Below are 25998 nucleotides of genomic sequence, written 5' to 3' on the forward strand. Positions count from 1 at the left end.
AAATAGGGAACTTTTTTGTGGTATGATTACAAAAAAGTGCCTAAAGGAGATTGATATGAAAGTCAATGAATGGGAAAAGGGTTGTCCCTTATTATTAACACAAAGAATCATATTAGGGAAATGGAAATTATCTATTATTTGGTTTTTAGGAAAATACGGGACAATGCGCTTTACTGAACTTAAGAAAGCCTTCGATGACTCGACCCTAACTCAAAAAATGCTGACACAACATCTTAAAGAATTGGAATCGGATCATTTCGTCATTCGAACCGCCTATAATGAAATGCCACCCCGTGTCGAATACAGCCTCACTGAGGAAGGACTAAACTTCCTACCGGTTTTGCAGCAGATGGAAAAATGGGGAGAATACTACATTGAATTACATGGGGATGGTTATGATACTATGCCACTTTAAATCTTCTGCTAAATTCTATTTTCTGAATGTAGTAAATTAATCGTAGAGCTCATTCGTATCCATAATCGTCTCTCCGTTCACAAAAACATATTGTGTTGTAGCCTCCCCCTCGATCTGTATGACAATTTCAATAATCTCAATGATTTTGAAAAATTATATGGTTATGGTATACTACACTACAATCATATTAAAAACTATAGGAGGTTATTTTATGTCACAAACCACAAAGCGGGCGCTTGAGGCCTCTCTGAAAAACTTATTGCTTCAAAAACCTCTCGAGAAAATAACGATTTCTGATATCGCGGATGACTGTGGAATTAACCGCATGACCTTCTATTATCATTTTAAAGACATTTACGATCTAGTTGAATGGTCATGCGTCGAAGACGCTACCAAAGCACTAGAAGGAAAAAAGACCTATGAAACATGGCAGCAAGGGTTTCTACAGATATTTAATGTGGTCCTTAACAATAAGCCATTTATAATGAATGTATATCATTCTGTCAACCGTGAGCATGTAGAAACATACTTGTACAAGCTAACCTTTAACCTTTTGATTGATGTTATAGAAGAAAAATCGGTTGGTCTGCAAGTTCTTAAAGAGGACAAGGAATTCATTGCCAATTTCTACAAATGCGCTTTTGTCGGACTTATGCTTGAATGGATTAAAAATGATATGAAAGATGATCCACAGCATATGATTGATCGTCTAGACATTTTGATTCACGGTGACATTACACGAGCAATGAACAAATTCACAAATCTGTAACTTCTATTAAAATAGTTAAATAATTATTTTTTTACAACTTTGTCGTTATGATAAATCTTTTATCATAACGACGTTTTTGTTTATTGTACTAATCCCACAAAAATGTATAATGAATTCATAACATTATTCAGAAGGAGGTTTTAATTATGTATTATTCAAGTGGTAATTATGAATCATTTTCACGACCTGTAAAGCCAGAAAATGCAGATCACAAATCAGCATATATCGTGGGTTCTGGGCTAGCTGCTCTCACGGCTGCGTGCTATCTAGTCCGTGACGGACAACTAAAAGGTGACCATATTCACATTCTGGAAAAAGATCCAATTCCTGGAGGAGCATGTGATGGCGCACACTATGAAGGACTCGGTTACATCATGCGAGGCGGTCGCGAAATGGATAACCATTTTGAATGCATGTGGGACCTATTTCGCTCTATTCCTTCAATTGAAACACAAGGTGTCAGCGTTCTTGACGAGTATTATTGGCTCAACAAAAAAGACCCTAACTACTCATTGATGCGTGCTACCGTAAATCGTGGCGACGACGCCGAAATGGAAGGCAAATTCGGTCTTTCTGACAAGGGCTCAATGGAAATCATGCATTTATTCTTCACACCTGACGAAGACCTTTACGACAAGCGTATAACTGATTTATTCAGCGATGAAGTTCTAAATTCGAATTTCTGGATGTATTGGCGTACAATGTTCGCTTTTGAAAACTGGCATAGTGCCCTGGAGATGAAGCTCTATATCAAACGATTCATTCATCACATCGGTGGTCTTCCAGACTTTAAGGCATTACGTTTCACAAAATACAATCAATATGAATCCATGATTCTGCCTATGATCAAATATCTAGAGAGCTTTCATGTTCAATTCCATTACAACACCAAAGTAGTCAACGTTGAATTTGATATTCAAAAAGAGAAAAAACAAGCGACACGTATTGTTATCCTCAATAATGAACAGGAAGAAAATATCGACCTGACTGAAGATGACCTTGTTTTTATCACAAATGGAGGTTGCGTTGAAAATTCAACAATCGGTTCTCAAAATACGCCTGCTCCTTTCAATAAGGAAATCAAACTAGGAGGCGGTTGGGATATGTGGCGTAAAATTGCCGCACAAGACCCATCTTTTGGCCATCCTGACAAATTTTGTTACGATCCGGAACAGACGAATTGGGAAAGTGCCACTGTCACTACACTTGACGACAAAATTCCTCCCTATATTGAAAAAATTTGTCAGCGTGATCCTTTCTCTGGCAGCGTTGTAACCGGTGGTATTGTCACTGTGAAGGATTCAAACTGGCTCTTAAGCTGGACATTTAACCGCCAACCACATTTTCGTTCTCAACCAAAGGGTCAGCTTGTTGGTTGGATCTACGGATTATTTAGCGACAAGCCTGGTAACTATATCAAAAAAACAATGCGTGAATGCACAGGAAAAGAAATCTGTATGGAATGGCTCTATCATATGGGCGTTCCCGAAAGTGAAATTGAAACTTTAGCTGAAAACAGTGCCAACACAGTTCCATGCATGATGCCATATATCGATGCCTTCTTTATGCCTAGAGCCGCTGGAGATCGTCCTGATGTTGTTCCAAAAGGATCCGTTAACTTTGCATTCCTTGGCCAATTTGCGGAAACAACCCGAGACACAATCTTCACAACCGAATATTCAGTCCGTACTGGTATGGAGGCCGTTTACAAACTACTTAACATTGACCGTGGTGTGCCCGAAGTCTGGGGTAGCGTTTTCGACATACGTGACCTACTGAATGCTACCGTTCAAATCCGTGATGGAAAGAAGATAACGGATATGAAGCTTGGCTTCATAGAAAAAATTGCACTGAAACAAGTTCTCAAAAAGGTCCAGGGTACCGATATTGAGAAATTACTAAAGGAATATCATGTAATTTGATAGATATTTTTTGTAATTTGATATCCCTTGTTATGTTATTCAATTAATCACAAACAATAAAAAAAGTGACACAGAAAATGTGTCGCTTTTTTTATTGATAAAATTATACATCTCTAAAAGATCTGATGCCCTCCAGTTATTGCATCATCCATATGCTTGTCCGTACATCTTCTAGTTGCCTCTGCATCACGGTCTTTCATACATTTATATAAGCAAAGTGTATTGTCATATAGCGCTAGATTCCCATAGTGCAGACAGAAACGCTTCCAAAGCTGTGTCACAACTGGTTTAAAAGATATATAAATCAAAGGCATGATGCTGTTTCCGCTAATGACTGAAAGTCTGTGATGGAAAGCAAATGTAGCCGCGATTGTTTCCGGAACAGACTTGGCACCTGCAATTGCCTCCAATAGCCCTTCTAACCCAAATATGTCCTCATCTGTTGCATTTTTTATAACTGAATCCGTGACCAGATGTTCCAGTGCACGGCGTACCTCTAATATTGAGTGAATTTCTGATTGTCCAAGTGTATCCCCATGGTATTCCATAATGGCATTTAAGGTATTGATATTTCCATTCTTACCGTAATCCGCTACAAATACTCCTTTTCTTGGAAGTACCTCCAAAAATCCCTGTTTCACAAGTTCTGCGAAGCCACTGTTTACAACTGAACGACTGACTTGCATCTGTTTTGCAATCTCCCGCTCCGTAGGAAGCTGACTTCCAACACAGAGCTGTCCTGCTAAAATCTGATTACGGATCTGACAAACAAACATGTCTTTTAAGCTCGATGCACATAGTTTTTGAAATTCCATCTCATTCACCTGATTTCTGGCTCTGGTCATACCAGAATCCACTATTATTTTATCATACAATCTTACTAAAATCCAATGAAAAAATTAGTGAAAACCACAGTTTTTTCTCGTTTGATTGCTAGTCTTAATACAATATTCTATAATAATATTATAGGAATATTATTATATTATCAGCCTGCTAATTTATTTGGCTGAACCAGAAACATTATACAGTTTTACCACAATAACTCTAACAATGAAAGGAACGTGACTCATGGAACCATTTAAAATTTTAGAAATAAAAAAGAGCGTCTTTGATGACAACAACCAACAAGCTCAGAAACTTCGCCAAGAACTAAAGGAAAAAAAGATCTTTCTTTTAAATCTGATGTCTAGTCCCGGTTCAGGCAAAACTACAACTTTAACGCACACAATTAATGCGTTAAAGGACGGTTTAAACATAGGTGTTATGGAAGCGGATATAGACTCAGACGTGGATGCTCGCACGATTCAGCAGACAGGAGCAAAAGTCATCCAGCTTCATACCGGTGGTATGTGCCATCTTGATGCAGAAATGACCCGACAAGGACTGGAAGGACTTGATACAAGCGGTACTGATCTTGTGATTTTGGAGAATGTAGGTAATTTAGTATGCCCTGCTGAATTTGATACTGGTGCATCGAGGAATGCGATGATTCTTTCCGTCCCAGAAGGTGATGACAAGCCACTAAAATATCCACTAATGTTCTCTATCTGCGATGTTGTACTAATTAACAAGGTAGATGTAATGCCGTATTTTAATTTCGACATGGAAAAATGTAAGGCTAATATCAAGCTGCGCAATCCAAACGCACAAATCATTCCAATCAGCGCTCTTACCGGTGATGGAATGGAGGAATGGATCAACTGGCTTGGTAACGAAGTGAAAAATTGGTGTGCGGAGTAAATCAAGGATTTATTTTATTATGACAATGTTTGTTGAATATGTTTTATGAATATGTTTCATGACAAGGTTTCATGACAATGGTTCATGACAAGGTTTGTGCCTGCACTGCGTTTGCACAAACTTAATATGCCCAGAATGCAGTGCAGAAATGAGGAAAAATATGAGTGAATTAAGACCTAAAATTGTAAAACTAGCAAAAATGGTAGGTGGTATCGCTGGTGCCATGACTAAAATTGATGGAAACGCTCCGGAATACTACTCTCTAGACTGCGTAGTAACAGATGATATGGCCGATATCGCAATGATTATCGGACTTCGCAAGCCTCGTACTGTAGAATATATCGCAAAACGCTCCGATAAGAGTCAAGAAGAACTTACATCAATTTTAGACCTACTGGCTTATACCGGTGTTGCCAAGGTATGGACGGATAAAGAAGACAAGAAGGATCGCTATTTTGTCAATATGTTCGCACCTGGTATGCTGGAAATGATGGTGAATAACCGCGAGCAGCTTGCTGCATTTCCACAAATAGGTAAGGCATTTGAAGCGTATACCAGACTGCGTCTAGCTCCAATGGCAGCGAAATTTCCACAAGGTATGGCGATGATGCGCGTTATTCCTATTGAAGAGTCAATTAAGGATATACCAAATACACAACCTTGGGAACATCTCTCCTACTATCTTGATAAATATGATACATTCTCCGTATCTGACTGCTCATGCCGCCAGTCAAGACGTGTAATTGACGAGGGCTGCGGCCATTTGGAAAAGGATATCTGTGTTCAAATGGGTGATGGTGCAGAATACTATATTCGAACAGGACGTGGACGTAAAATCACTCGTGAAGAAGCAAAGGAAATCTTGAAATTTGCAGAAGACAACGGTTTGATGCATGAAATGCCACATACGGACGGTCTTGGTGAATCTGCAGCAATCTGTAACTGCTGTAGTTGCTCTTGCTTCTCCTTACGTCTTGCAACACTTTTTAATACTCCCGATGCAATACGTTCCAACTTTACAGCCAAAGTAACGAAAGAAGACTGCGTAGCTTGTGGGCAGTGTGTAGAAAATTGTCCGAGCAATGCCTTAAAGTTAGGTCAGAAGCTCTGTTTGAAAACCCCTATTCCTGAAAAAGAAGAACGTACTGCACGTGATCATGTGTGGAATGAAAGCAACTGGAATGTAGATTACCGTGAGAACCGCGAAGATGTTGCAAAGGAAGGCACATCCCCTTGTAAAACTGCCTGTCCTGCACATATCTCAGTTCAGGGTTATATCAGTTTGGCTGCTCAGGGACGTTACCATGAAGCACTTGAATTAATCAAAAAAGAAAATCCATTTCCTGCAGTCTGCGGTCGTATCTGCCCACATGCTTGTGAAAGTGAATGTACACGTGGTGACATTGACGAACCGATTGCAATCGACGAAATCAAGAAATTCATCGCTGACAAAGAATTAGACGGTTCTATTCGTTACATACCACCAATGCGTTACCACCTTGGTAATAAAGTTGCAGTCATCGGATCCGGTCCTGCCGGACTTTCCTGCGCATACTATCTTGCAATCGATGGATATGAAGTAACTGTTTTTGAGAAAGAAGAAATACTCGGTGGAATGCTAACACTTGGAATTCCATCGTTTCGTTTGGAAAAAGAAGTCCTTAATACAGAAATCGATGTTCTACGCGAAATGGGCGTTACATTTAAAACAGGGATTGAGATTGGCAAAGATATTACAATAAGTCAACTCCGAAAAGATGGCTATGAAGCTTTCTATCTTGCAATTGGTGCACAGGGCGGAAGAAGTCTTGGTATTGAGGGAGAAGACGGCGAAGGTGTTGTTGCAGGTGTAGATTTCCTACGTAATGTTAACTTAGGACGAAAACAAGAACTTTCTGGCAATGTAGTTGTTATCGGTGGTGGAAATGTTGCAATCGATGTAGCTCGTACTGCAACGCGTGAGGGTGCAGCTACTGTTGGGCTTTACTGTCTGGAAAGCCGCGCAGAAATGCCAGCATTACCAGAAGAACTTACAGAAGCACAAGAAGATAAAGTAACCTTCAATAATGGTTGGGGTCCAAAAAGAATCCTAACAGAAAACGGAAAAGTAACAGGCGTGGAATTTAAGCGTTGCATCAGTGTATTTGACGAAGAACATCACTTCGCACCGAAATACGATGAAAGCGATACAATTATCGTAAATGCAGATACCGTACTACTTTCCATCGGACAGTCTATTCAATGGGGTGATCTTCTTGCAGAAAGCAAAGTCGAATTAGGACGTGGAAACACAGCAAAGGCAGATGATTTAACCTGCCAAACAGCAGAACCAGATATCTTTGTCGGTGGTGATTGTTGCACAGGACCAAAATTCGCCATCCACGCAATTGCAGCAGGAAAAGAAGGTGCAATATCAATCCATCGTTATGTACAACCAGGGCAATCTCTTGTCTATGGACGTGACAAACGTGAATACCATGCTTTTGACAAGAACAATGTTGCAATTGGATTACAGGACTACGATAGAGCTCCACGTCAAATGCCAGGACATTCTCCAATCAAAAAAGGTAGTTTCTTAGATGACCGTAATACGTTTACCGAAGAACAATTAAAGAAAGAAACGTTGCGTTGCTTAGGCTGTGGTGCCGTAGAAATAGACAGCTATAAATGTATTGGCTGCGGTATGTGTACTACAAAATGTAAATTTGATGCAATACACCTGGAACGTACCTATAACACAGTTCCCAATACCTATGAAATGCTTCCTATCAAGATTGCAACCAATGCAATTGTACGTACCGGAAAAATTGCTTCTACTCTCATTAAAGAAGGATTTGGTGGAAAGGGTTGATGTATGCATGAACTTGGCGTATTGAACTCAATGGTCCATACCATTGAACGAATCATAAATGAACAGGATTTAACGGAAGTCCAAAAGCTTGTCATCGAAGTTGGTGAACTCTCAGGTATCGTACCTAGGTACCTAGAGCAGTGCTGGCCAGCCGCCGCCTATAAGACCTTTATGGAAAATACGGAACTGGAACTTATCATCATACCAGGTATCGTAAAATGCCGCAGCTGTGGGCGCGTATTTAATGCCGTATACAGTGATTTAAGTTGCCCCAACTGTGAAAGTACTCAGATGGATATTCTAGAGGGCAATGACATTATGATTAAGGAAATTGTGTGTAGATGAGATAACTCATAATTAGTACGTGATTCCTAATTATCTACTATTAACAATAATGCATGCTATGGCATATATTATATTAGTATTTTTTTAATGAGGTAAACTATGTACTATAATTCAAACTATTTTTCTGACTCAATTATGCAGGAAATGGAATCTTCTTCAATGGGATATGTCCGTGTACTGCACGCACTACCAGATGGCCCCAATGTAGATGTATATGCGAATGATATAATGATTGCAAAGAATCTTGCTTATGGAAATCATTCAACATATGCTTCCTTACCAGAAGGCACCTATAAAATAACGCTTCATGTTGCTGGATCTAAAGATTCTCCTATCTTATCCAATATGTTAACCGTTAGTAATAATTCCTACTCAACTGTTGCTGTAATAGACTCATCAAACGCAATAGAATTTCTTAGGATCAAGGACTCTAACGAGCCAATTGAAAGAAACAAATCTATGATCAAATTTGTACATCTTTCACCTAATGCGCCTGCAGTCGATATTACTTTACAAGATGGTACCATTTTATTTAATAATGTTGAGTTTAAACAGGTAACATCATATATCAATGTTCTGCCTGACAATTATACACTACAAGTTAGATTGGCTGGAACTCTTACTGTGGTTTTGACAGTACCAGATGTTAATCTACAACCCAACAAAATATATACAGTATACGCCATCGGATTAGCAGGTGAAGAGCCAGCGCTAGAAGCACTTTTACTGTTAGACGGAAACACAGATGCTCCTATAAAAGCAAGTGGAAAATTATTATATTAAATCACGTCATAATCATGGTCAATCATTATCTCTACTTTTGCACTTGTTTCAATAAATATAATTTTTGCTTAAGAAAAGGTGTAAGCAAACTTAATTGTAAAGATAAAATTGAGACATTAAAAGTCAGATATCGTATTCTACGATGTCTGACTTTTTTAATAACTATTATGAATTACTAATGATTGAACTCAAATCACCACTGAGTGTATGAATCTCCTTAATTGATGTTCCTATTGAAAGCATACTATCATTCTCTAACTCTATTGTGGATACTACTTCCTGCGTTGAGGCCGCATTCTCTTCTGATATACAAGCTACGTTTTCCATATCATTTTGTATTTTAATAAAACTATTTGATATTTTCTCAATCATTTTTGTTTCTTTTAATAAAGATTGATTCGTTTTATTAAAAGCCTCTTTAAATTCACTAAAATAGGAGGAGACTTCACTGATTAGCTCTTCACCTACTTCTGCGGCTTTGCTTCCATCAATGGAATAATCTACAGTAGTTTTTGTCTGTATCGAAATCTCCTGAATTACTCTATTGATATCTTTCACGGTCTTTGAGCTTCCATCTGCTAGCTTTCTAACTTCCTCAGCCACGACTGCGAACCCTTTTCCCTGCTCTCCTGCTCTTGCAGCCTCAATTGCAGCATTTAATGCCAATAGATTGGTCTGCTCAGCAATTTGATTTATATTTTCTAGGAAACCCATAATACTTTCTATCTTTTGCTGTAACTCATCAACTGTAGAATGAGACATATTAACTGTATGTTTAATAACCTTCATCTGATTTTCCATTTGTTCGATCTTTTGAATACCACTTGCAACCTTGAGCGTCATATTCTGTGAGTCTTCATGTATACTATCTGATATATCTTTTGTAATGTTTACATCAGCAACAGCAGCACTCATCGTATCATTAATGTTATTTATATTCTCCGCTTGTTGTTGACTTCCTTCTGCCATTTCATGCATTGCTTTGTTAATATTGATACTGGCTTGTTGTGAGGCATCAATACTTTTATTTACTGATTGAATCGTTTTGTCGAGAACGTATGTATTTTTTTCTACTTTATTCATCGTTTCCTTTAATCTTATCAGTAACTTTCCTGCTTCCTCTTCTTTTTTATTTGCTGAAATAATAAGTTCATTGCCCCACTTTGTGGAGAAAAACAGACAAGCCATGGCACTATTAATCAATACCATTTCATTTAAGAATACTGTCCAGTTGCCTTCTGCCCCAACAATTTGCTGTGGAATAATAATAAATAAAGCAACAAGCATTATATTGATCACAATACCATAATAGATTAAGAGCTCTTTTGCAAAATACAAGGAAATTAGAGTAATCGATGTGAATATAATATAATGTGAATCAAGTCCTCCAGATGCGAAGAACCCCTGCACACCAGCAATTAATATAATGACTGCATATATAAACGCTTTAATTTTGCTATTGATATTAATAAAATAGCAACCAGTTACAATTCCACCAACTATTAAGCATGGAATAACTGTTATAAAAAACTCATTCAATCCAAACCCAATTATTGAAACCAAAATCATTGTCAATACCGCAATCCAAACAGTCATGATGCTTATAAACTCTGCTCTTTTGTTCATACTTAGCTTTTTTAACATATAAATATCTCCTTAAAATTTTAACATCAACCCTAAATACACGTGCATAATTATTCTCTAAATCACTATTCGATTTTCTTCAATCAGGCTTTAACCGCACATATATTTACAATATTTACTAAATAGCGTATAACAGACCATAACACCGACAGTGCTTACTTTCAATGACTTTAGCCCATACGGTAGGTATTAATGCCCAAACGGTAACATTTTCACATTTAGAAAAATGTATTGTATGATAAAATCATTAATCTATAGTTCCTACCGCAAATCTAACAACGAGGCAAGCTTTTACATTTTAAAATGCGAAAGCTTCCCACGTTGATTTAACTATCTTCAATTTTCTATAATTTTTATTCTATTGTTAAAGTCATGTTAAATCAAAATGCATTTATCTATTATTCTGGAAATGATTCTTTCATCCAACCCCTATGCCCACAATGAGAACATTTTAGATATTTTCCTTTTGAGCCGCCATTTAATGTAAACATGTCTTTGAAAAATCCAATCGGAAACTTTTCGTGACAGCTTGGACAAATATAAGCATTAACCCCTGAATGATAAAAAATCAATCCCAACAATAAGGTGATGGCAATTATTAGCATAACAAATGGATAAATACCTCCAACACTAACAGTAATCGGAAAACCTACGAATAAAATCAAGACATAGCATCCCATAAAAATATAAGTCATAATATCCGTTTTTCTATGCTTCCGTTTTTTATCCAACAATGCTTCCATTTCATCAAGGCTTTCGAGTCTTAATGTCCCTGTGTTGTCGATTTCTTCTTTAACCATATTTAACTTTTCTTTTGTTTTCTCTAATGTATGAATTTCGTCTGAGATTTTTTCTTGCTGTTTCATAATAACTTCTAATAAAAGATCATAAGTATCTTCAGTTTCCATTATTTTTTTGATATCTTCCAAGGAAAAGCCCAATGATTTATATAGACACACACAATGAAATTTCTTAAAATCATCTTCTGAATAAATTCGTCTTCCACCTACACTTAACTGTGAAGGAACGACAATCCCTTCCTTGTCATAATACTGAACCGTACGTACACTTACTTTACAAGCTTTCGCAAGTTCTCCTGTTGAATATGTTTTCATATTTGCTCCTATCTGGCGTTTTAGCACCAATCATAATTAGGGATATGAATGATAAAACCATTCTCATTTATCTCCTCATTATAACTATAAATTATTACGTAACGTAATGAGCAATACCTTTCGTAAGATTTTTTTTTTTTTTTAAATAATTAGTTTGCATTGTTAAGATTTATCACAAACATTATATATCATATTATAAAACATAATTTGCAAATATCAACTATATTGTGGGAGCACCTTTTTATATCAATACCAACAAAATGCCTATGCAGATGGAATTTTTTCTGCATAGGCATTTTTGCTGATATTAAATCTATAATTTTATGCTTTACTTTTGGGTATGATTTGTATATCCAACTTTAATTCATCCAATATCCTACATAGAGTAGCAAGTGATGGGCTTGTTTCTTTATTTTCGATTCTTGAAATAGCTTGTTGCTTAAAACCTGTTTTTCTTGCTAATTCCTTTTGCGTGATCCCATTTGCTTTTCTGGCTTTTATCACTTCACCTAAAATTTTATATTCTAGTCTACTATTATCCCATGCCTGCTTGAATTTTGGATCTCTTTCCCTCTCTTCTGATATTAGTTCTTTAATATTTAGTTCTTCTTGAAATACCATACAATCACCTCCGAAATATCCCTTTGCCTTTTTATTTTCTCTCTTATTTATTATATTAAAATTTATTTATATTCTTCTAATTATATTCTCTTTTCATAGTTATAAAATCCATTATTAATATTTTACACTTCAAAGTATTCCTATTCATAGTATTTTTATTCCAATTTCGATTTCTAATTCTTTTGCTCTTTTAATTACTATCTGTTTGTCTATGTTTTCTGTTTTATTCTTTTGCTTTTTACAAGCGTGAAGTAAATAAACTATCTCTTCCCCTTGTACGATATAGAATATTCTGTTGAATTTGTAGAAATACACTTCCTTAATCTTACCTTGCCAGGTTTTTGTATTTAATACATTAAAGTTATTGCTTTCCATAGCTTCTAAAATCGATAATCCATCGATTTTTTCTTTTACTGGTAACTTTTTGATAAAATCTGTTATTACATCTTTTCCACCACCAGTTTTATGTGCTATCAATTTCATATAAATTAGACATCCTCCTTCTTCGTTATAATATCACAATACAACATATTTGTTGTATTGTCAATAAAGTGATTAAACATAACCATTGAATTATTTCTTGTTTTCATTTCTATATATTTTATTAAATTCAGGCGAAGATTTGCTATTTTATGTTCATTGGCTGTTAAATCGTATATTCACCATATTCACAACCAGCCGATTTGAATTCAATGTGGTCTATAAGTGTCTTAACTTTTCTATTCTTATGATATAACTTAATTTCCCCATAACCTGTCCCACCGTTCCATAGACGATTGTGTAGTTTCTTTCCACTTGGCGCTTCATAATTCACAAAAAGCATCTCTTCTACCGGGCACTCAAGTGTTAACTCCATGATAGACTTCTTATTTTGGGCGGTTACCTTCCAAACATTCACTGACTCACCTTCAATGAAACTGAAATTGATTTTAGAACCAGTCCAAAACTTTGAAAAGTTATAGTCATACATTTGACCTTCATAATAGAAGCAACCGAGCAGTTTTCTTCCTAAATCAATTCCTAATACTTTTGGTCTTCCGCCCCCAAACTCAACAGCGGAATTATCCAAAAGTTTTCCAGTCAAAAGACTCTTCATATTACAACTACTAATCCAAAGCCATGGAGAAGTAAAATCGCTTCCCCAGTTCTTGTCAGCATAACCGTAGGATTTTTCTGGGATGATATCATAGATTTCACCATTTAGAGTAACTTCACCACAATATGCTGTCTTTATTCCCTCGGCATGCCAGAACATTTCAAATGCATTCAGAGCAACAAGAATTTTAGCCGCACCATACCCAACATTGAAAGCTATTTTTTTATCAATATGTATATCCCAACTCATATCTCCTGCGTCACACATGTATTCCGGATGTTTTAATGCTTCCTCCTGAGTGATTTTGCAGAAGCCTTTCATGTGTTCTTCGGTAAGTGAACATTCTCCAATTTTGATATCTAATCGACTATTGGAACATAAAAATTGAGAAGTAGGATAGAAATTATGTATTTGACAAGCATCTTTTCCCCAAGTCCCAACCTTTATCAATGCATAGGATGGCTTGATGCCTTCAGATACATTTTGAGGCAGCTGCCCTAGGATTGCTTTGTCTCCTCCAAGTGCTGGGTTACATACAAAATATTCTATGAAAAATGTTTTGGATTTTCCGGTTATCCTATTATACCCAGTAAAATTATGCCACCACCAGTCATATCCATTTTTTGCTAGTGGTCCTCTCAGCATATATAAATCTCTACTCAAATCACTTTTTCTCATAATCAGTTACCTCTTTCATCCTAATCATTTCTCATTTCTACGCAGGTTTCTTTTGTTCGTGAATACTTAAATCATTCAGGCTTTCTACCATTCCAGTAGATTAACATAGTAAAACACCACTACTTCAATAATCAAACACTCCACAATTTTTCTTGTCTAATCACACATTTTGATGTTACACTTGTAACAATATAATATTAATATAAATCTTTACATTGATATTATCAAGTCTATCAACCCCAACTGTTACAAAAGGAGATGTTTTGTTTTATGAGTAAAAATAGAAATTCTGAAAATCTTATAGTGCGTGAAAGTATATTTTCTGCACTCATGCAATTAATGGAGAAGGAAAAATTTGACAATATAACAATTACGGAGATTACGACTCGTGCCGGCGTATCAAGAATGGCTTATTATAGGAATTACGAAGATAAAAAAGAAATCATCCTCTCGTATATGGACGAATTATTTAAAACTTACTGGGAAAACATTTGTAAGAAACCACAAAACGACTTTCAATCAGCTTGTCTTTATTTTAACTACTTTCGTGAAAACAAAAATTTATTGTTTCATATTCTTGATTCTGGACTGACACAGTTCATTTTAGAAAAACATAATCTGTATCTGCAGACGATCTTCAAGGATCTTTACAGCCACATAACACTTGAGTCTAAGAAGGAAAAGTATGTAATTGATTTTTTATCTGGCGGTCTCTTTAAGACCCTAATTAGTTGGGCAGAAAATGGAATGGAAGAAAGCAATGAGTATATGGCAAAAATCGTCTGCGAACTTATGGAATTATAATATTATATACCCCATTATAACCCCCAATTAATATCAATCGAGTTATCTAATGATTTGACATCTTTTATATAGTTTTGGGATGTATTATCATTATATTTAACAGTTACTTCTGTTTTGCCTGTAAGCGTATTATTATCTGTTTTTAGATATATCACACAATCGCTGTTGGATATGTACCAGTTATTTGCATTCAAATAATTAAGTTTTAGTAAGATATCCTTCCCATATTCATCTAATCGCTCTTTAGGAATTGTTACAGTGAATTTATATAACCCATAATTTCCACCAGCAGTATGAAACGTTCCATTGTCAGAAGTTATATCACAATCCTTCTTTTCAAAAGTACATGTTGCAACTAATTGATCAAGCGATAACTCTTTGTCATCAACAAAAACTTTCAAATCAACTGTGATACGATTGCCTTTAAAAAAATATTTTTGACCAATTGGAGTCTGAATCATAATGGATAAACCAATTCCAATAATAATAAAAGCAAATAGTATTATTAATATAATTTTACGCTTTTCCGTCATATTTCCCCCTTCCTTAAACCTATTTTGAAAGCTTTCAAACCACGATACAATTGTATGTATAATTAAATATATTTTATTACTTTTAATAATTTATTTCAAGATATTTATCAAATGAACAAGTTTAATTTATATAAAGATTCACCATTGGGTACCGAAAAAACCGATATTACCTTCTCAAAATTTAATTCTTGAAGGATAATATCGGTTATATCGCATTGATGCTTGTAATGGACAAGGAACAGTAGGGGTAATATAGGTTTACGCAATTCCTTGCCCATCAGTTTATAAATATTTTCTTTCTAATTTCTCCAGGAGTTCAATATAATGAGCCTGTGTCCGATTTTTTGATGCATTTTCTTCAAAAGAATCTGTCTGTTTATTAATGCGCTCTAATATTTCTGGTGCAAGACTTTTTGCTGCAAATGTATATACCACAGCATCTTCTTTCGCTATATGTCTGGTCAAGTGATTCGCATATCCGATCGCATTTGCAATGATATCTAATCTACTTTCGTCATCACCAGATTTCACTCGTATGAGTGCAGCTTTTAATTCAATAATAAATAGTCTTCCCCAATCATGTTCTACCAACATTCCGTGTGTAACTAGGTTTGTTCCCATCTTGCCTAAATGATCTACCATTTCTTTGAAAAGGAACTTTTCCTCTTTTCCATGATGATGTTCATCTGCATATTTAGTAATAAACTCAATCATTTCATCAAAATCGTCATAGGATATTTTTTCACCTAATAATATCTTGTTGCAAGCAATTCTTACAACAGCAAGCATTCTAATGATATATTTATGTTCTTCTACCATTAATTCAATACTATTCATTTATGCAGTCCTCCTTATTATATTGGTTACTTCATCTACCTTTTCATATACAAGCTGAGTTTTCTTTAGAAATCCCATAATAAATGCTTCCCGTAGCGAATAATATATGTCAATGTTTCCACCAACTTCTTCCCAATATTTCGTGTGTACACAGCTATTTCTTTTCCATATTACTTTCTCTTCGCTTTCTTCTAACACGCTATTCGCATGATCACATGGCATCCCATCCAATAAACAATCACTAATTGCCTTATATGCATCAGCTGCACTGCTTGTAATAGTTAACGATGATTTTTCTTCCCCCTTTGTTTCAAAAATAGTTTCTATTTTTGGTAATACCTCTGGGGAATTTTTAATAATATGTGTCACACTATTTGCTAACTTGTATTCAACTTTGGATATACTAGATTGCAACCATCCGTGAATATTTCCTTGATCTATAACCTCTTCTAAAGCCCTTGTTTCTGACTTTCCATATTTTGTATCTAGTCCTTCTTTTAAACCCGGGAATAAATCATTTGTTAATGTTAAAATTTCATCTAGTAATTCTTGCTGTATTTGGATTTTATTATATAGCCAAAAATGAATTGGTCCTAAAAATGCACTCATATTGTTTCTCCTCATCTATTTTTTTTATAAAATTTTTCGAAACCAAACAATTGATATCTTGTGTGTCGGTATTTACTTATTATAATTACTAATTCAATATATATGTGTATCTATAGCTACATTTTTCTGCAATTAAAATAATATTTCCATTTTCTCAATTAAAAAACTAGATGGGATAGTAAATGTTAAGGTTACTCTCCCATCTAGCTTATAATTCAAGATAATATTACTATCCCATAAGAACTTCAACAACATGATCTCTTCCATCATTTATAAGGTCAAAACCATTTCCTTCTAATGTTTTACCATCTATAGTTATTTTCTTAACGCCTCTACATACCCCTTCAGGATTGCTAACTTTAATCTCATAAGTTGCAGTGTGAAATTGATATTTCATTGAATATTCATTCCATTTGCTTGGGATACATGGGTCTACTATAACTGAATCACCATTTCTTTGAAATCCTAGAATATACTCAGAACCTGCCTGATACATCCAACCCGCAGAGCCTGTATACCACGACCATCCACCTCTTCCCATATGTGGGTGAACAGCATAAACATCCGCTGACATCACATAAGGTTCTACCTTATATTGGAAATATTCTCTAAGATCATTGGCATGGCTGATTGGATTAATGAGTTCAAACAGTTCTCCTGCTTTATCTCCATCACCCAATTTTGCAAATGCAATTACTGTCCACGCTGCCGCATGGGTGTACTGTCCTCCATTTTCTCTAACACCTGGAACATATCCTTTTATATAACCAGGTTCTAAATCACCTTTATCAAATGGGGGCGAAAGAAGTTTTATTATACCTTCCTCCCTATTTATCAGGTATTCTTCAAGTGAATTCATTGCCTGCATTGATCTTCTGGGTTCTCCTTCACCTGAAATTACAGACCAGGTTTGCGCAATTGAATCGATTTTGCATTCAATATTTTTTTCTGATCCCAGTATCTGTCCATTGTCAAAATATGCCCTACGATACCAATTTCCATCCCATGCATTTTCAATCGCTTGTGTAACTTTATTTCTAATTTCATTATATTTTTCAGCTCTTTCAGTATCTCCCATTTTGGTGCATATTGGAGCTATTATTTTAAGAACTGAAACTAAAAACCAACCTAACCAAACACTTTCACCAAAACCTTTGTCTCCGACGGTATTCATTCCATCATTCCAATCTCCTGTACCCATAAGTGGAAGGCCATGCTTGCCGAACTTCAAAGATGCATCAACAGCCCGCAAACAATGTTCATATAAAGAAGCTGTATCTAATGAAACATTCGATTTTCCATATCTTTCTGATTCATTTTCCATCAAAGGAGCCTCTTCTAGAAACGTAACCTGTTCTTCTAAAATGTCTTCATCTCCTGTTAATCTTATATATTCAGCGGTCACATAAGGCAACCATAATAAATCATCCGAACAGCGGGTACGAATACCCTTTTCTTGTGGTGCATGCCACCAATGTTGGACATCGCCCTGTGTAAACTGATGTTTTGCATGCAAAAGAATTTGTTCACGAGCAATTTCGGGCCATATTCCTGCAATAGACAAGCAATCTTGAAGCTGATCTCTAAACCCGAAAGCTCCACCTGCCTGATAAAATCCAGACCGTGCCCACAATCTACATGATAGTATTTGATATAAAAGCCATCCATTTAGCATTATATCCATTGAACAGTCAGGAGTTTTAAACTGTAAAACATTCATCTTATCCTTCCAGTTTTGTTTAACTTCTATTAAAGCTTCTGTTGCCTTTTCTGCTTTTGTGTACCGTTGTATAAGTTCGTTCGCCTTAAAAATATCTGAAGTCATTCCTAGAAGGAATATGATATCACGGCTTTCACCAGGTTCTAAGGTAATCTTTACCTGAATTGCACAGCATGGATCCATACCTATGCCGGTTTCTCCAGATAATCCCTTTCGTGCTAGACACTCAGGTTCACTCATATCGCCATTTCCAAAGAATTCTTTTCGATTCCCTGTGACTGAGCGTTTTGTGATTGAACTATCTACAAAACAAATTCTTCCTCCAAAATCTTCGTTGTATGGATTCTCTATTAGAAATGCGCCCGATTCTCCAATACTAGTTTTAATATGCATGGCAGTGCCTTGATCACTTACACCTAGTATCGGTCTCACATAATACGTCAGTGTTAAATTCCTTGCAATTTTTGATTTATTTGTGAGATTTGCTATAGTTATCTTAATCGGATCATTTACTGGCACGAACTGTGTCAGACGCTGTTCAATTCCATGACTTATATGTTCAAATATTGAATATCCAAATCCATGTTTTATTGTATATGGTTCACTTTCTCTTATCGGTAAAGCCGTAGCCGTCCAATTATTTCCTGTTTCATCATCACTAATATATAGGGCTTCACCAGGACCATCCGATACTACATCGTAAGAACATGGTGTCAGTTTATTTTCACGACTATTTTGATTCCAAGTGTAGCCCGAACCTGATTCAGAAACAACAAATCCAAATTCAGGATTCGCAATTACATTTACCCATGGAGCTGGGGTATGATGTTCTCCTTCCAGTTTTATGATATATTCATCACCATCTAAGTTAAATCCGCCTAATCCATTGAAGTATATAAGTTCTTGCTCCTCTAGAACAGTTTTCTCAAATTCCGCTTCTTGACCATTGAACTCCTTTACACCTGGTAGCATCATAACATTTTTCTTATCCACTTGCGCTTCTATGGTATCCTCGTCGCCGACTAATACGATTCGGGCAACCGCATAGAGAAGATTTACATCTTCCGGCTGCATTTTATTTTTCTCAAGCATATAAATATCCTCAGGATTTTCAATTATATTATGTGTCTGACTTGATAGCACAATGTCTGATATCAATGATTGCAGTGGAGATGAATAACTATTTTCCTCCTCATTCAATATAACCAAATCTACTTTCAAATCAATTGAACGCCAATATTCATGTGCTTTTAATACTTGATAAAGTATTTTTACCTTATTGGAACTTTTTAATACAACTAGTACAATCGGTATATCACCTGAAATACTATATTTCCAAAGTGAAGATTGACCTTTTGAATTTTTCAAAATAAAATCTTCATATATTTTTTTCATAGGACTAATAAACAAAATATGTGAAATCAAGTTCTGATATAATTCAATTTCTGTAATTGACATATTTAGATACTTCGTCTCAATTTGACTTCTTGTTAGTGCAAGTCTAAATGCGCCTTCAATTGCATCTGCACTTGCATATTTGTCTACTAACAACATCAGTGTTTCATTGCTTTCAGCCACTACTGACACAAATGAAAGTTTAACTGTCTTACCTGGTTCAACCTTAACTTTCACACGCATACACATCACTGGATCCAACACTGGACCTACTGAATTCATAAGAGGTCTGTTTCTTCCTATCGATATTGGATGTTTCGCTGTATTACCTCGTCCTATCATCTGCATCCTATCCGTCACGAATTGAATGTTTTTAACGATTCCACCTTCTTGAATCACAGAATTTGCAATCCAAAATCCTTCCTCCGTTTCAGCTCTTGTACGTCTTTTTGCAATTATACAGCCTTTTTCTTGATTAAATTCTGTTTCAATAAAAAGATTACTAAAAATTGGCTGTGCTATATCTGCAGCCTGTGGAGCTAGTACTACTTCAAAATAACTTGTAAGTTCAATCTCGCAGGTCTTTTTCCCATTATTCTTAAGTGAAATCCTCCTAATCTCAGAATCATCTCCAGATGCAACTACTACTTCTGTCATTGTTTCAATTTCTCTATCCTGACGCTTAAATGTTATTTTTTCTGGTTGAAATATAACTTCATATTTATCAGGGAGAACATTCAAAGGTGCATACGTTGCAGACCAAATGTAATCTGTCGATACGTTCCTTAGATAAAAAAAGGTTCCAAATGAATCAAGCGTACTATCTTCTCTCCAACGAGTTATTTCCGCCATTTTGTTTTTGCTGTATCCTGTTCCTCTATCTGTAATCATAACAGAATAGTTTCCGTTCGTTAGAATATGAGCTTTTGGCAATACTGGATTAGGACTATCAAAACTACGTATTGTGGATTGTTCATTAAAAATCACCTCTTTAAACTGTGGGACTTTTTCTTTATTTGTCTTTACAAACACAATGTCTGATGGTACCTTTTCCTTAAGCAGAAGGCGCGCTGCATTCATAGCCGGATCCAAATGAAAGCGTTTTTGCATAATATTTTTGTTTATAAAATTGTTAAGTGAAATCAAACTTAACCCTTGGTGATGTGCCATATAGCTCTTTACAATCGTTCGCTTATTTTCATGCCTCAACCTTGCTGGCGTATAATCCGCAGCTTCAAAGAATCCATAAGGACCCTCTATTCCTTCAGCTTTTAAATGTTTGATATTCGAAATCGCACCTTGTGGATCAACTAAAAGTGCTAAGAAGGTGGCATAAGGTGCTGCAACTGCATCTTCTATCATTCCTCTTTTTAAAGCAATCGATGGAACACCAATAGCCTTATACTGGTAATTATTTTTCAAGTCCAACATATTATATTGCGATTCTGAAGTACCCCATGGCATATTTCTTTCTTTACCATATTTTTTTTGACATTTAATGACGAAGGAATATGTTTCATCTAATAACGTATTTTTATATGTTTTCATAATCAAAAGTGGCATCAGATATTCGAACATCGTTCCCGTCCAAGATACTAATCCCTTATAACTGTCTACAACCGTAAGTGATCGGCCAAGTTTAAACCAATGAGATGCAGGAATTTCTCCTCTTGCAATCGTTATATAACTTACCTGTCTCGCTTCCGAAGCGAGCAAATCATAATACGAGTTGGTAAGTTTATTTTCTTCAATATTATATCCAATAGAAAATAAATGTTTCTTTTCAACATATAATGGCAAAAATACAGTATTATCAGACAGATTGTCAATTCTTCCAATTAATTCTAAATAATTTTTTATAAATTGTTCAGAAGCTTCCGTCGTTCTAATCAATAATCTACTTATCTGTTTAAGCCAATCTAATGCACCATTTCCGTTATAACCCTCACTTACTTGAATTTTCGCAATTAGTTCATTTGACAAACTGAGTGCTTGTGTACAATCAAATGGCAGATCTTTAATACTCCTATTTTGTAAAAGTATATCAATAAGCTTATTAACTTCTAAATAATTTTCATATTCGGATCTTTTAAATTCCATTGGGACTTTTTCCATCAAATCAAGCCATGGCATCCATTTCGTCACTTCTTTTTTTAACTTCAATAACATGCTTTCGAATTTTGACTTCCATACATCATTTTTAATATTAACCAATTCTTCTTCATTCATTAAATCATCAAGAAGTTGATTCCAAGTAGTCACATTTACATGATTTTGGCAATCAAATATAATTTTTGCATCATCTTCATTCCCTGCACAATACAGGGTATCTCGAATTCCATTAAAATAGCAACTATCTACGATAGGCTTTCCAAGTATCTCTTTCATACCCTCTCGTAACGTAATTAAATAACTAATGAGATTTCCACTATCCACTGTTGAAATATATCTGGGTTTTAGTGGAATTAAAGTTCTTGTATCATACCAATTATATAGATGTCCATTCCATTTTTCTAATCGTTCAATAGTGGAAACCGTTTTTTCTATTAGATCAGTCATTTCACAACTTCCGATATATCCCAAATCTCTTGCTGTTAAAGTTGCAAGCAGTCCCAATCCGATATTTGTTGGTGACGTTCTTGCTGCGATACCTTTTGGTGGGTCCACCTGGTAATTGTCAGGTGCCAGATAATGATTTCCTGAATTTGAAAATTCTTCGAAATACCTCCATGTTTTTCTTGCGATTTTCCCCAATTCATACATATCAGTTTGCGAAATATTATCGGGTTTCTCCTTTATATCTTTACTAATCCAATACGCAATGAAAGGCGAGCTTGCCCAAAGGACAAAAAGGAATAGGCCAATTGGTATCGCTTCAGGTTTAAAAACAATTGCAACAAAAAGAATGAGAGGCGAAACTATAATCGAAACTTTCATCATCCATATATAACTTTTGAGAGAGTTCTTGTTTGTTTTCTCTACATTATCTGAGGTTTGCCATTCTAGTAAGTTCTTTTTTGTAATAATAACACGGTACAAAGTCACAATAATTGACTTGCACATAAGCCACGCTTCAAATGGTGAAAAGGTCAAAGTCAATAATGCCTGTAGAAGTGCCGCTTTTACTCCAGCTATAACCGGCACATAATGTTTACTACTTACATTTCCCAGTTCTCCTGCAAATATATATCCGATTGCCTCAATTATAAAAGGAAATGCCAACGAAACGACAAAAATGCCAATCCAAAAATACATACTTCCAGGTAGCACACAAAATCCCAAGGCAAGCATGATAAAGAGTGTTGGCGCTACAAGACTTCTTCTAAGATTATCAAATATTTTCCATCTAGAAAGTAACGTTAGCGGATTAGTCGACATTTTTTTAATACGATTTGAAAGCTTACCAAAAAGAAGTGGAAATAATTGCCAATCGCCTCTTGCCCAACGATGCATTCTTTCAGAATACGAATTATACCTAGAAGGAAATGAGTCAATTAATTTAAGGTCACCAACCAAACCTGTTTTCATATATGACCCCTCAAGCAAATCATGGCTTAATACTGAGTTGTCAGGGACAATATTTGTCATAACTTCTTGAAATACATGCAAATCATAAATTCCTTTTCCTGTATAAATGCCTTCACCAAATAAGTCCTGATATACATCTGAAATAGCATTGGCATAAGGATCAATACCTTCTTGCCCAGTGAAAATGCGTGAAAAAATTGAAGAGTTAGAACTCTCAACATCAACGTCCACCCTTGGTTGCATAATACCATAGCCTTCAGTAACAATTCCTTTTTTACTATCTACAATTGGCCTGTTTAGTGGATGTGACATCGTTCCTATCATTTTTTTGGCCATACCCATTGGAAGAATTGTATCACTATCTAAAGTGATAATATATTTTACATTTGAGAATGGGGGGTTTTTGCATGAAGAGTAAATAAAGCTTGTGTCCAATGACCCAAGAACTAGCTCATTGAATTCCATCAATGCTCCTCTTTTTCGTTCCCATCCAATCCATTTATTATTACTTTTATTAAATTGACTAGCCCTGTGGAAAAAATAGAATTTATCAGTCCCTGTTTTAGAATACTTTATATTCAGTTCTTCTATGCCACTCATAGCAGCTTCTATTATTTTTGTGTCGTTCTCTATAACCGATACTTTTGAATCTGCAAATGCTCCAACCAACGTAAAAAACAGATTATCTTCTCTATTTGACAGATAATGTCCTTCCAATATAGCTAACATTTCTTTGACACGTACTACATCTGGTAGCAATGTTGGTACAACGACAATCGTACTTAAGTTCTCAGGGATCCCATCCTTTAACTCCATTCTTGGAAATATAGCTGGTTTTAAACATTTACATACAATTAAATTTACTGCATTAACTGCAATCTCTGATGCAGGAATAAGGACACAAAACCCTGCTAATATAACTATAGGAAGAGAATGAAACCCATCAGATAGAATAGAATACTCTATCGCAAAATAAACAAGGAGTATTGTCAACAAGGAGATTGAACCCAGATACAACCACGTTGAATATTTTTTAAATATATTATCTCTTTCTGGTTTGAACTTATTTATAGGTTCTAGCATTTTTTTTAGTTTTTCGCGGCCTGGTCCTAGCAAATAGTATCCCACATGCCATTCACGGCTAATCTCTTGGCTTTCCAGACTGTCTGCTCTGTTTTCGTATGCACCTTTGGCAAGCTTAATGGCTACTCTTGCAATATGGATTTCTGACATTCTGTATTTATGCGCAAGCTCCTCAGCTTTCCCGATATAATTCATTCGAGTAAAATAATCCATAGACTGATATGTTCCATCTGGATCCCCTTTTAAAATCTGATCCACGAAGCTTAAATCCTCAAACATATCCTCCCAATCTAATGTAGAGAAATAATGAAGGCTAGTAATGCTGTTACTCATTGAAATTGTAATATCCGACTGTGCGCTATGTTCCTCCTGCGCAATATTCTCAGTACTAATACCTAGTTTAGCTAATTGGATATCCATTGTTTTTAAGACTTCTGCATAAATTCGTCCTGATTTTCTCAAACGATAGACCAAATGCTCGACAAACGAACGATTTTCTAAATCGACTGATTTCAAACTATTCTTGAATAACTTTATAGCTTTATTTGTGTCTATGCTATCATTAGAACTCCAAGTTTCAAAGTTTTCATCCGCTTTATGCCACTGATTTTGTGTTTGTTTAATATTCTCGCAAACATTCCTGATATTCTCTATAATCGCAAGCCTTATCACCAACGGCAATGCTTGTATCTCCCTATCAAAAAGGACACTATGTGACTGATAAGCCTTCAAATAATCCGAAAGTATTTTTTCATCCATTTGCCCGTTTGTATGTGCAACGAGTTCAAGAACAACATCAAATATTCTTGCATACCCAACTAATGGCCCTGATTGCAGAGCTGGAAGTTGCGAATAACTTTTTCGATTCAGGTCTCTCCTAAGTCCTTTTACCTGTTCTTCAATCACATAGAAGTTATCTAATAGCCATTCCGCTGCTGATGGAACGGCATATTTTTTTTGTATATCTTCATTCAGTTCCTTATATACAGTAAGTATAAAATTATAATTACTATTCATCCTTGTCATCGGCCAAGATGACTTTTTTTTATTTCCAAAAACAGAATGCCCCATTGCTATACTTTTTGCATGATATTCAAGTTCTTCACTTGAAAGTGAAGCATCATGAACGTTTATTTTACTATTCGATTTTAATTTTAATAAAATCAACAAAAGACATATGACTGCTAAGACAATCAGTACAATTCCTTCAATAAAAACTTTATCATAAACACTCATTTCAGTCTCCTTTTCGTAGTTATTTTAAATATCTTTTTCTTTAAATTTCACTTTCATTTTCTGCGACAGTAATAATTAAGTTGAAGTTAAATTCAGATAATATTTAACTTCTTATATAATTATAACACAATTTGGTATCTTTTTCATGTAAATTCAGAATACATGCATGTATTGCAAGATATTATTATTTATTTATCTTCTTTGATATCTTCCATAATCAATATCCAGCCAATAAAAAAAGACTATTTGATTTTCAAATTACTTGAAAACAAAT

18 protein-coding genes are annotated in these 25998 nt (G+C 35.4%); 8 read left to right on the forward strand and 10 right to left on the reverse strand.

Features of this window, described 5'->3' with window-relative positions; genetic code table 11:
* Window positions 1-55 precede the first annotated feature (55 nt).
* The 3 genes from BMY18_RS11010 to BMY18_RS11020 all read left to right on the forward strand — a co-directional run bounded on the left by BMY18_RS11010 (window position 56) and on the right by BMY18_RS11020 (window position 3106).
* Window positions 56-415, forward strand: a complete 360-nt coding sequence (locus BMY18_RS11010) for a winged helix-turn-helix transcriptional regulator (RefSeq protein ID WP_092453959.1) — start codon at window positions 56-58, stop codon at window positions 413-415.
* A 211-nt stretch (window positions 416-626) separates the two neighbouring features.
* Window positions 627-1184 carry a TetR/AcrR family transcriptional regulator gene (locus BMY18_RS11015; protein WP_092453961.1) on the forward strand — a complete coding sequence of 186 codons (558 nt, stop codon included), beginning with the start codon at window positions 627-629 and terminating at the stop codon, window positions 1182-1184.
* A gap of 146 nt (window positions 1185-1330) precedes the next feature.
* The gene (locus tag BMY18_RS11020) at window positions 1331-3106 is read left to right on the forward strand and encodes an oleate hydratase (RefSeq protein ID WP_092453962.1); all 1776 of its coding nucleotides are present in this window, start codon (window positions 1331-1333) and stop codon (window positions 3104-3106) included.
* A 113-nt stretch (window positions 3107-3219) separates the two neighbouring features.
* Here the strand turns inward: BMY18_RS11020 and BMY18_RS11025 are convergent, their stop codons facing one another.
* A complete protein-coding gene (locus BMY18_RS11025; RefSeq protein ID WP_242941020.1) occupies window positions 3220-3951 on the reverse strand; it encodes a FadR/GntR family transcriptional regulator in 732 nt (243 codons plus the stop codon).
* Between the two features lie 223 nt (window positions 3952-4174).
* Between BMY18_RS11025 and hypB the strand changes: the two genes are divergently transcribed.
* From hypB to BMY18_RS11045, 4 genes are all read left to right on the forward strand, one after another.
* Window positions 4175-4846: a hydrogenase nickel incorporation protein HypB gene (gene hypB, locus BMY18_RS11030; RefSeq protein WP_092453966.1), complete on the forward strand. Its 672-nt coding sequence runs from the start codon at window positions 4175-4177 to the stop codon at window positions 4844-4846.
* 160 nt (window positions 4847-5006) lie between these two features.
* Window positions 5007-7697, forward strand: coding sequence for an FAD-dependent oxidoreductase (locus tag BMY18_RS11035; RefSeq protein WP_092453968.1), 2691 nt, complete (start codon window positions 5007-5009; stop codon window positions 7695-7697).
* Window positions 7698-7700: 3 nt separating this feature from the next.
* Window positions 7701-8042 carry a hydrogenase maturation nickel metallochaperone HypA gene (locus tag BMY18_RS11040; RefSeq protein ID WP_092453969.1) on the forward strand — a complete coding sequence of 114 codons (342 nt, stop codon included), beginning with the start codon at window positions 7701-7703 and terminating at the stop codon, window positions 8040-8042.
* Window positions 8043-8141: 99 nt separating this feature from the next.
* Entirely contained in the window at window positions 8142-8825 is a 684-nt protein-coding gene (locus BMY18_RS11045) for a DUF4397 domain-containing protein (RefSeq protein ID WP_092453971.1), read from the forward strand.
* A gap of 165 nt (window positions 8826-8990) precedes the next feature.
* On the opposite strand, the gene BMY18_RS11050 is transcribed toward BMY18_RS11045, so the two are convergent.
* The 5 genes from BMY18_RS11050 to BMY18_RS11070 form a co-directional block, all read right to left on the reverse strand.
* Window positions 8991-10469 carry a methyl-accepting chemotaxis protein gene (locus BMY18_RS11050; RefSeq protein WP_092453973.1) on the reverse strand — a complete coding sequence of 493 codons (1479 nt, stop codon included), beginning with the start codon at window positions 10467-10469 and terminating at the stop codon, window positions 8991-8993.
* 398 nt (window positions 10470-10867) lie between these two features.
* Window positions 10868-11584: a MerR family transcriptional regulator gene (locus tag BMY18_RS11055; protein WP_092453975.1), complete on the reverse strand. Its 717-nt coding sequence runs from the start codon at window positions 11582-11584 to the stop codon at window positions 10868-10870.
* 321 nt (window positions 11585-11905) lie between these two features.
* Window positions 11906-12205, reverse strand: coding sequence for a helix-turn-helix domain-containing protein (locus tag BMY18_RS11060; RefSeq protein ID WP_092453977.1), 300 nt, complete (start codon window positions 12203-12205; stop codon window positions 11906-11908).
* A 144-nt stretch (window positions 12206-12349) separates the two neighbouring features.
* The gene (locus BMY18_RS11065; RefSeq protein WP_092453979.1) at window positions 12350-12688 is read right to left on the reverse strand and encodes a type II toxin-antitoxin system RelE/ParE family toxin; all 339 of its coding nucleotides are present in this window, start codon (window positions 12686-12688) and stop codon (window positions 12350-12352) included.
* 163 nt (window positions 12689-12851) lie between these two features.
* Window positions 12852-13979: a tocopherol cyclase family protein gene (locus tag BMY18_RS11070; RefSeq protein ID WP_092453980.1), complete on the reverse strand. Its 1128-nt coding sequence runs from the start codon at window positions 13977-13979 to the stop codon at window positions 12852-12854.
* 270 nt (window positions 13980-14249) lie between these two features.
* Between BMY18_RS11070 and BMY18_RS11075 the strand changes: the two genes are divergently transcribed.
* On the forward strand, window positions 14250-14783 hold the full coding sequence (locus BMY18_RS11075) for a TetR/AcrR family transcriptional regulator (protein ID WP_092453982.1): 534 nt from the start codon (window positions 14250-14252) through the stop codon (window positions 14781-14783).
* Between the two features lie 14 nt (window positions 14784-14797).
* Here BMY18_RS11075 and BMY18_RS11080 read toward each other — a convergent pair whose 3' ends face one another.
* From BMY18_RS11080 to BMY18_RS11095, 4 genes are all read right to left on the reverse strand, one after another.
* On the reverse strand, window positions 14798-15316 hold the full coding sequence (locus BMY18_RS11080) for a hypothetical protein (protein WP_092453983.1): 519 nt from the start codon (window positions 15314-15316) through the stop codon (window positions 14798-14800).
* 282 nt (window positions 15317-15598) lie between these two features.
* Entirely contained in the window at window positions 15599-16153 is a 555-nt protein-coding gene (locus BMY18_RS11085) for a hemerythrin domain-containing protein (RefSeq protein WP_092453985.1), read from the reverse strand.
* Window positions 16154-16762 (reverse strand): hypothetical protein, encoded by a 609-nt coding sequence (locus tag BMY18_RS11090; RefSeq protein WP_092453987.1) that lies wholly within the window; start codon window positions 16760-16762, stop codon window positions 16154-16156.
* Window positions 16763-16991: 229 nt separating this feature from the next.
* Complete coding sequence (locus tag BMY18_RS11095) at window positions 16992-25724, reverse strand: GH36-type glycosyl hydrolase domain-containing protein (protein WP_092453988.1); 8733 nt, start codon at window positions 25722-25724, stop codon at window positions 16992-16994.
* Window positions 25725-25998 lie beyond the last annotated feature (274 nt).

The sequence above is a fragment of the [Clostridium] fimetarium genome (genome assembly GCF_900111235.1).
Taxonomy (GTDB): Bacteria; Bacillota; Clostridia; order Lachnospirales; family Lachnospiraceae; genus Clostridium_N; species Clostridium_N fimetarium.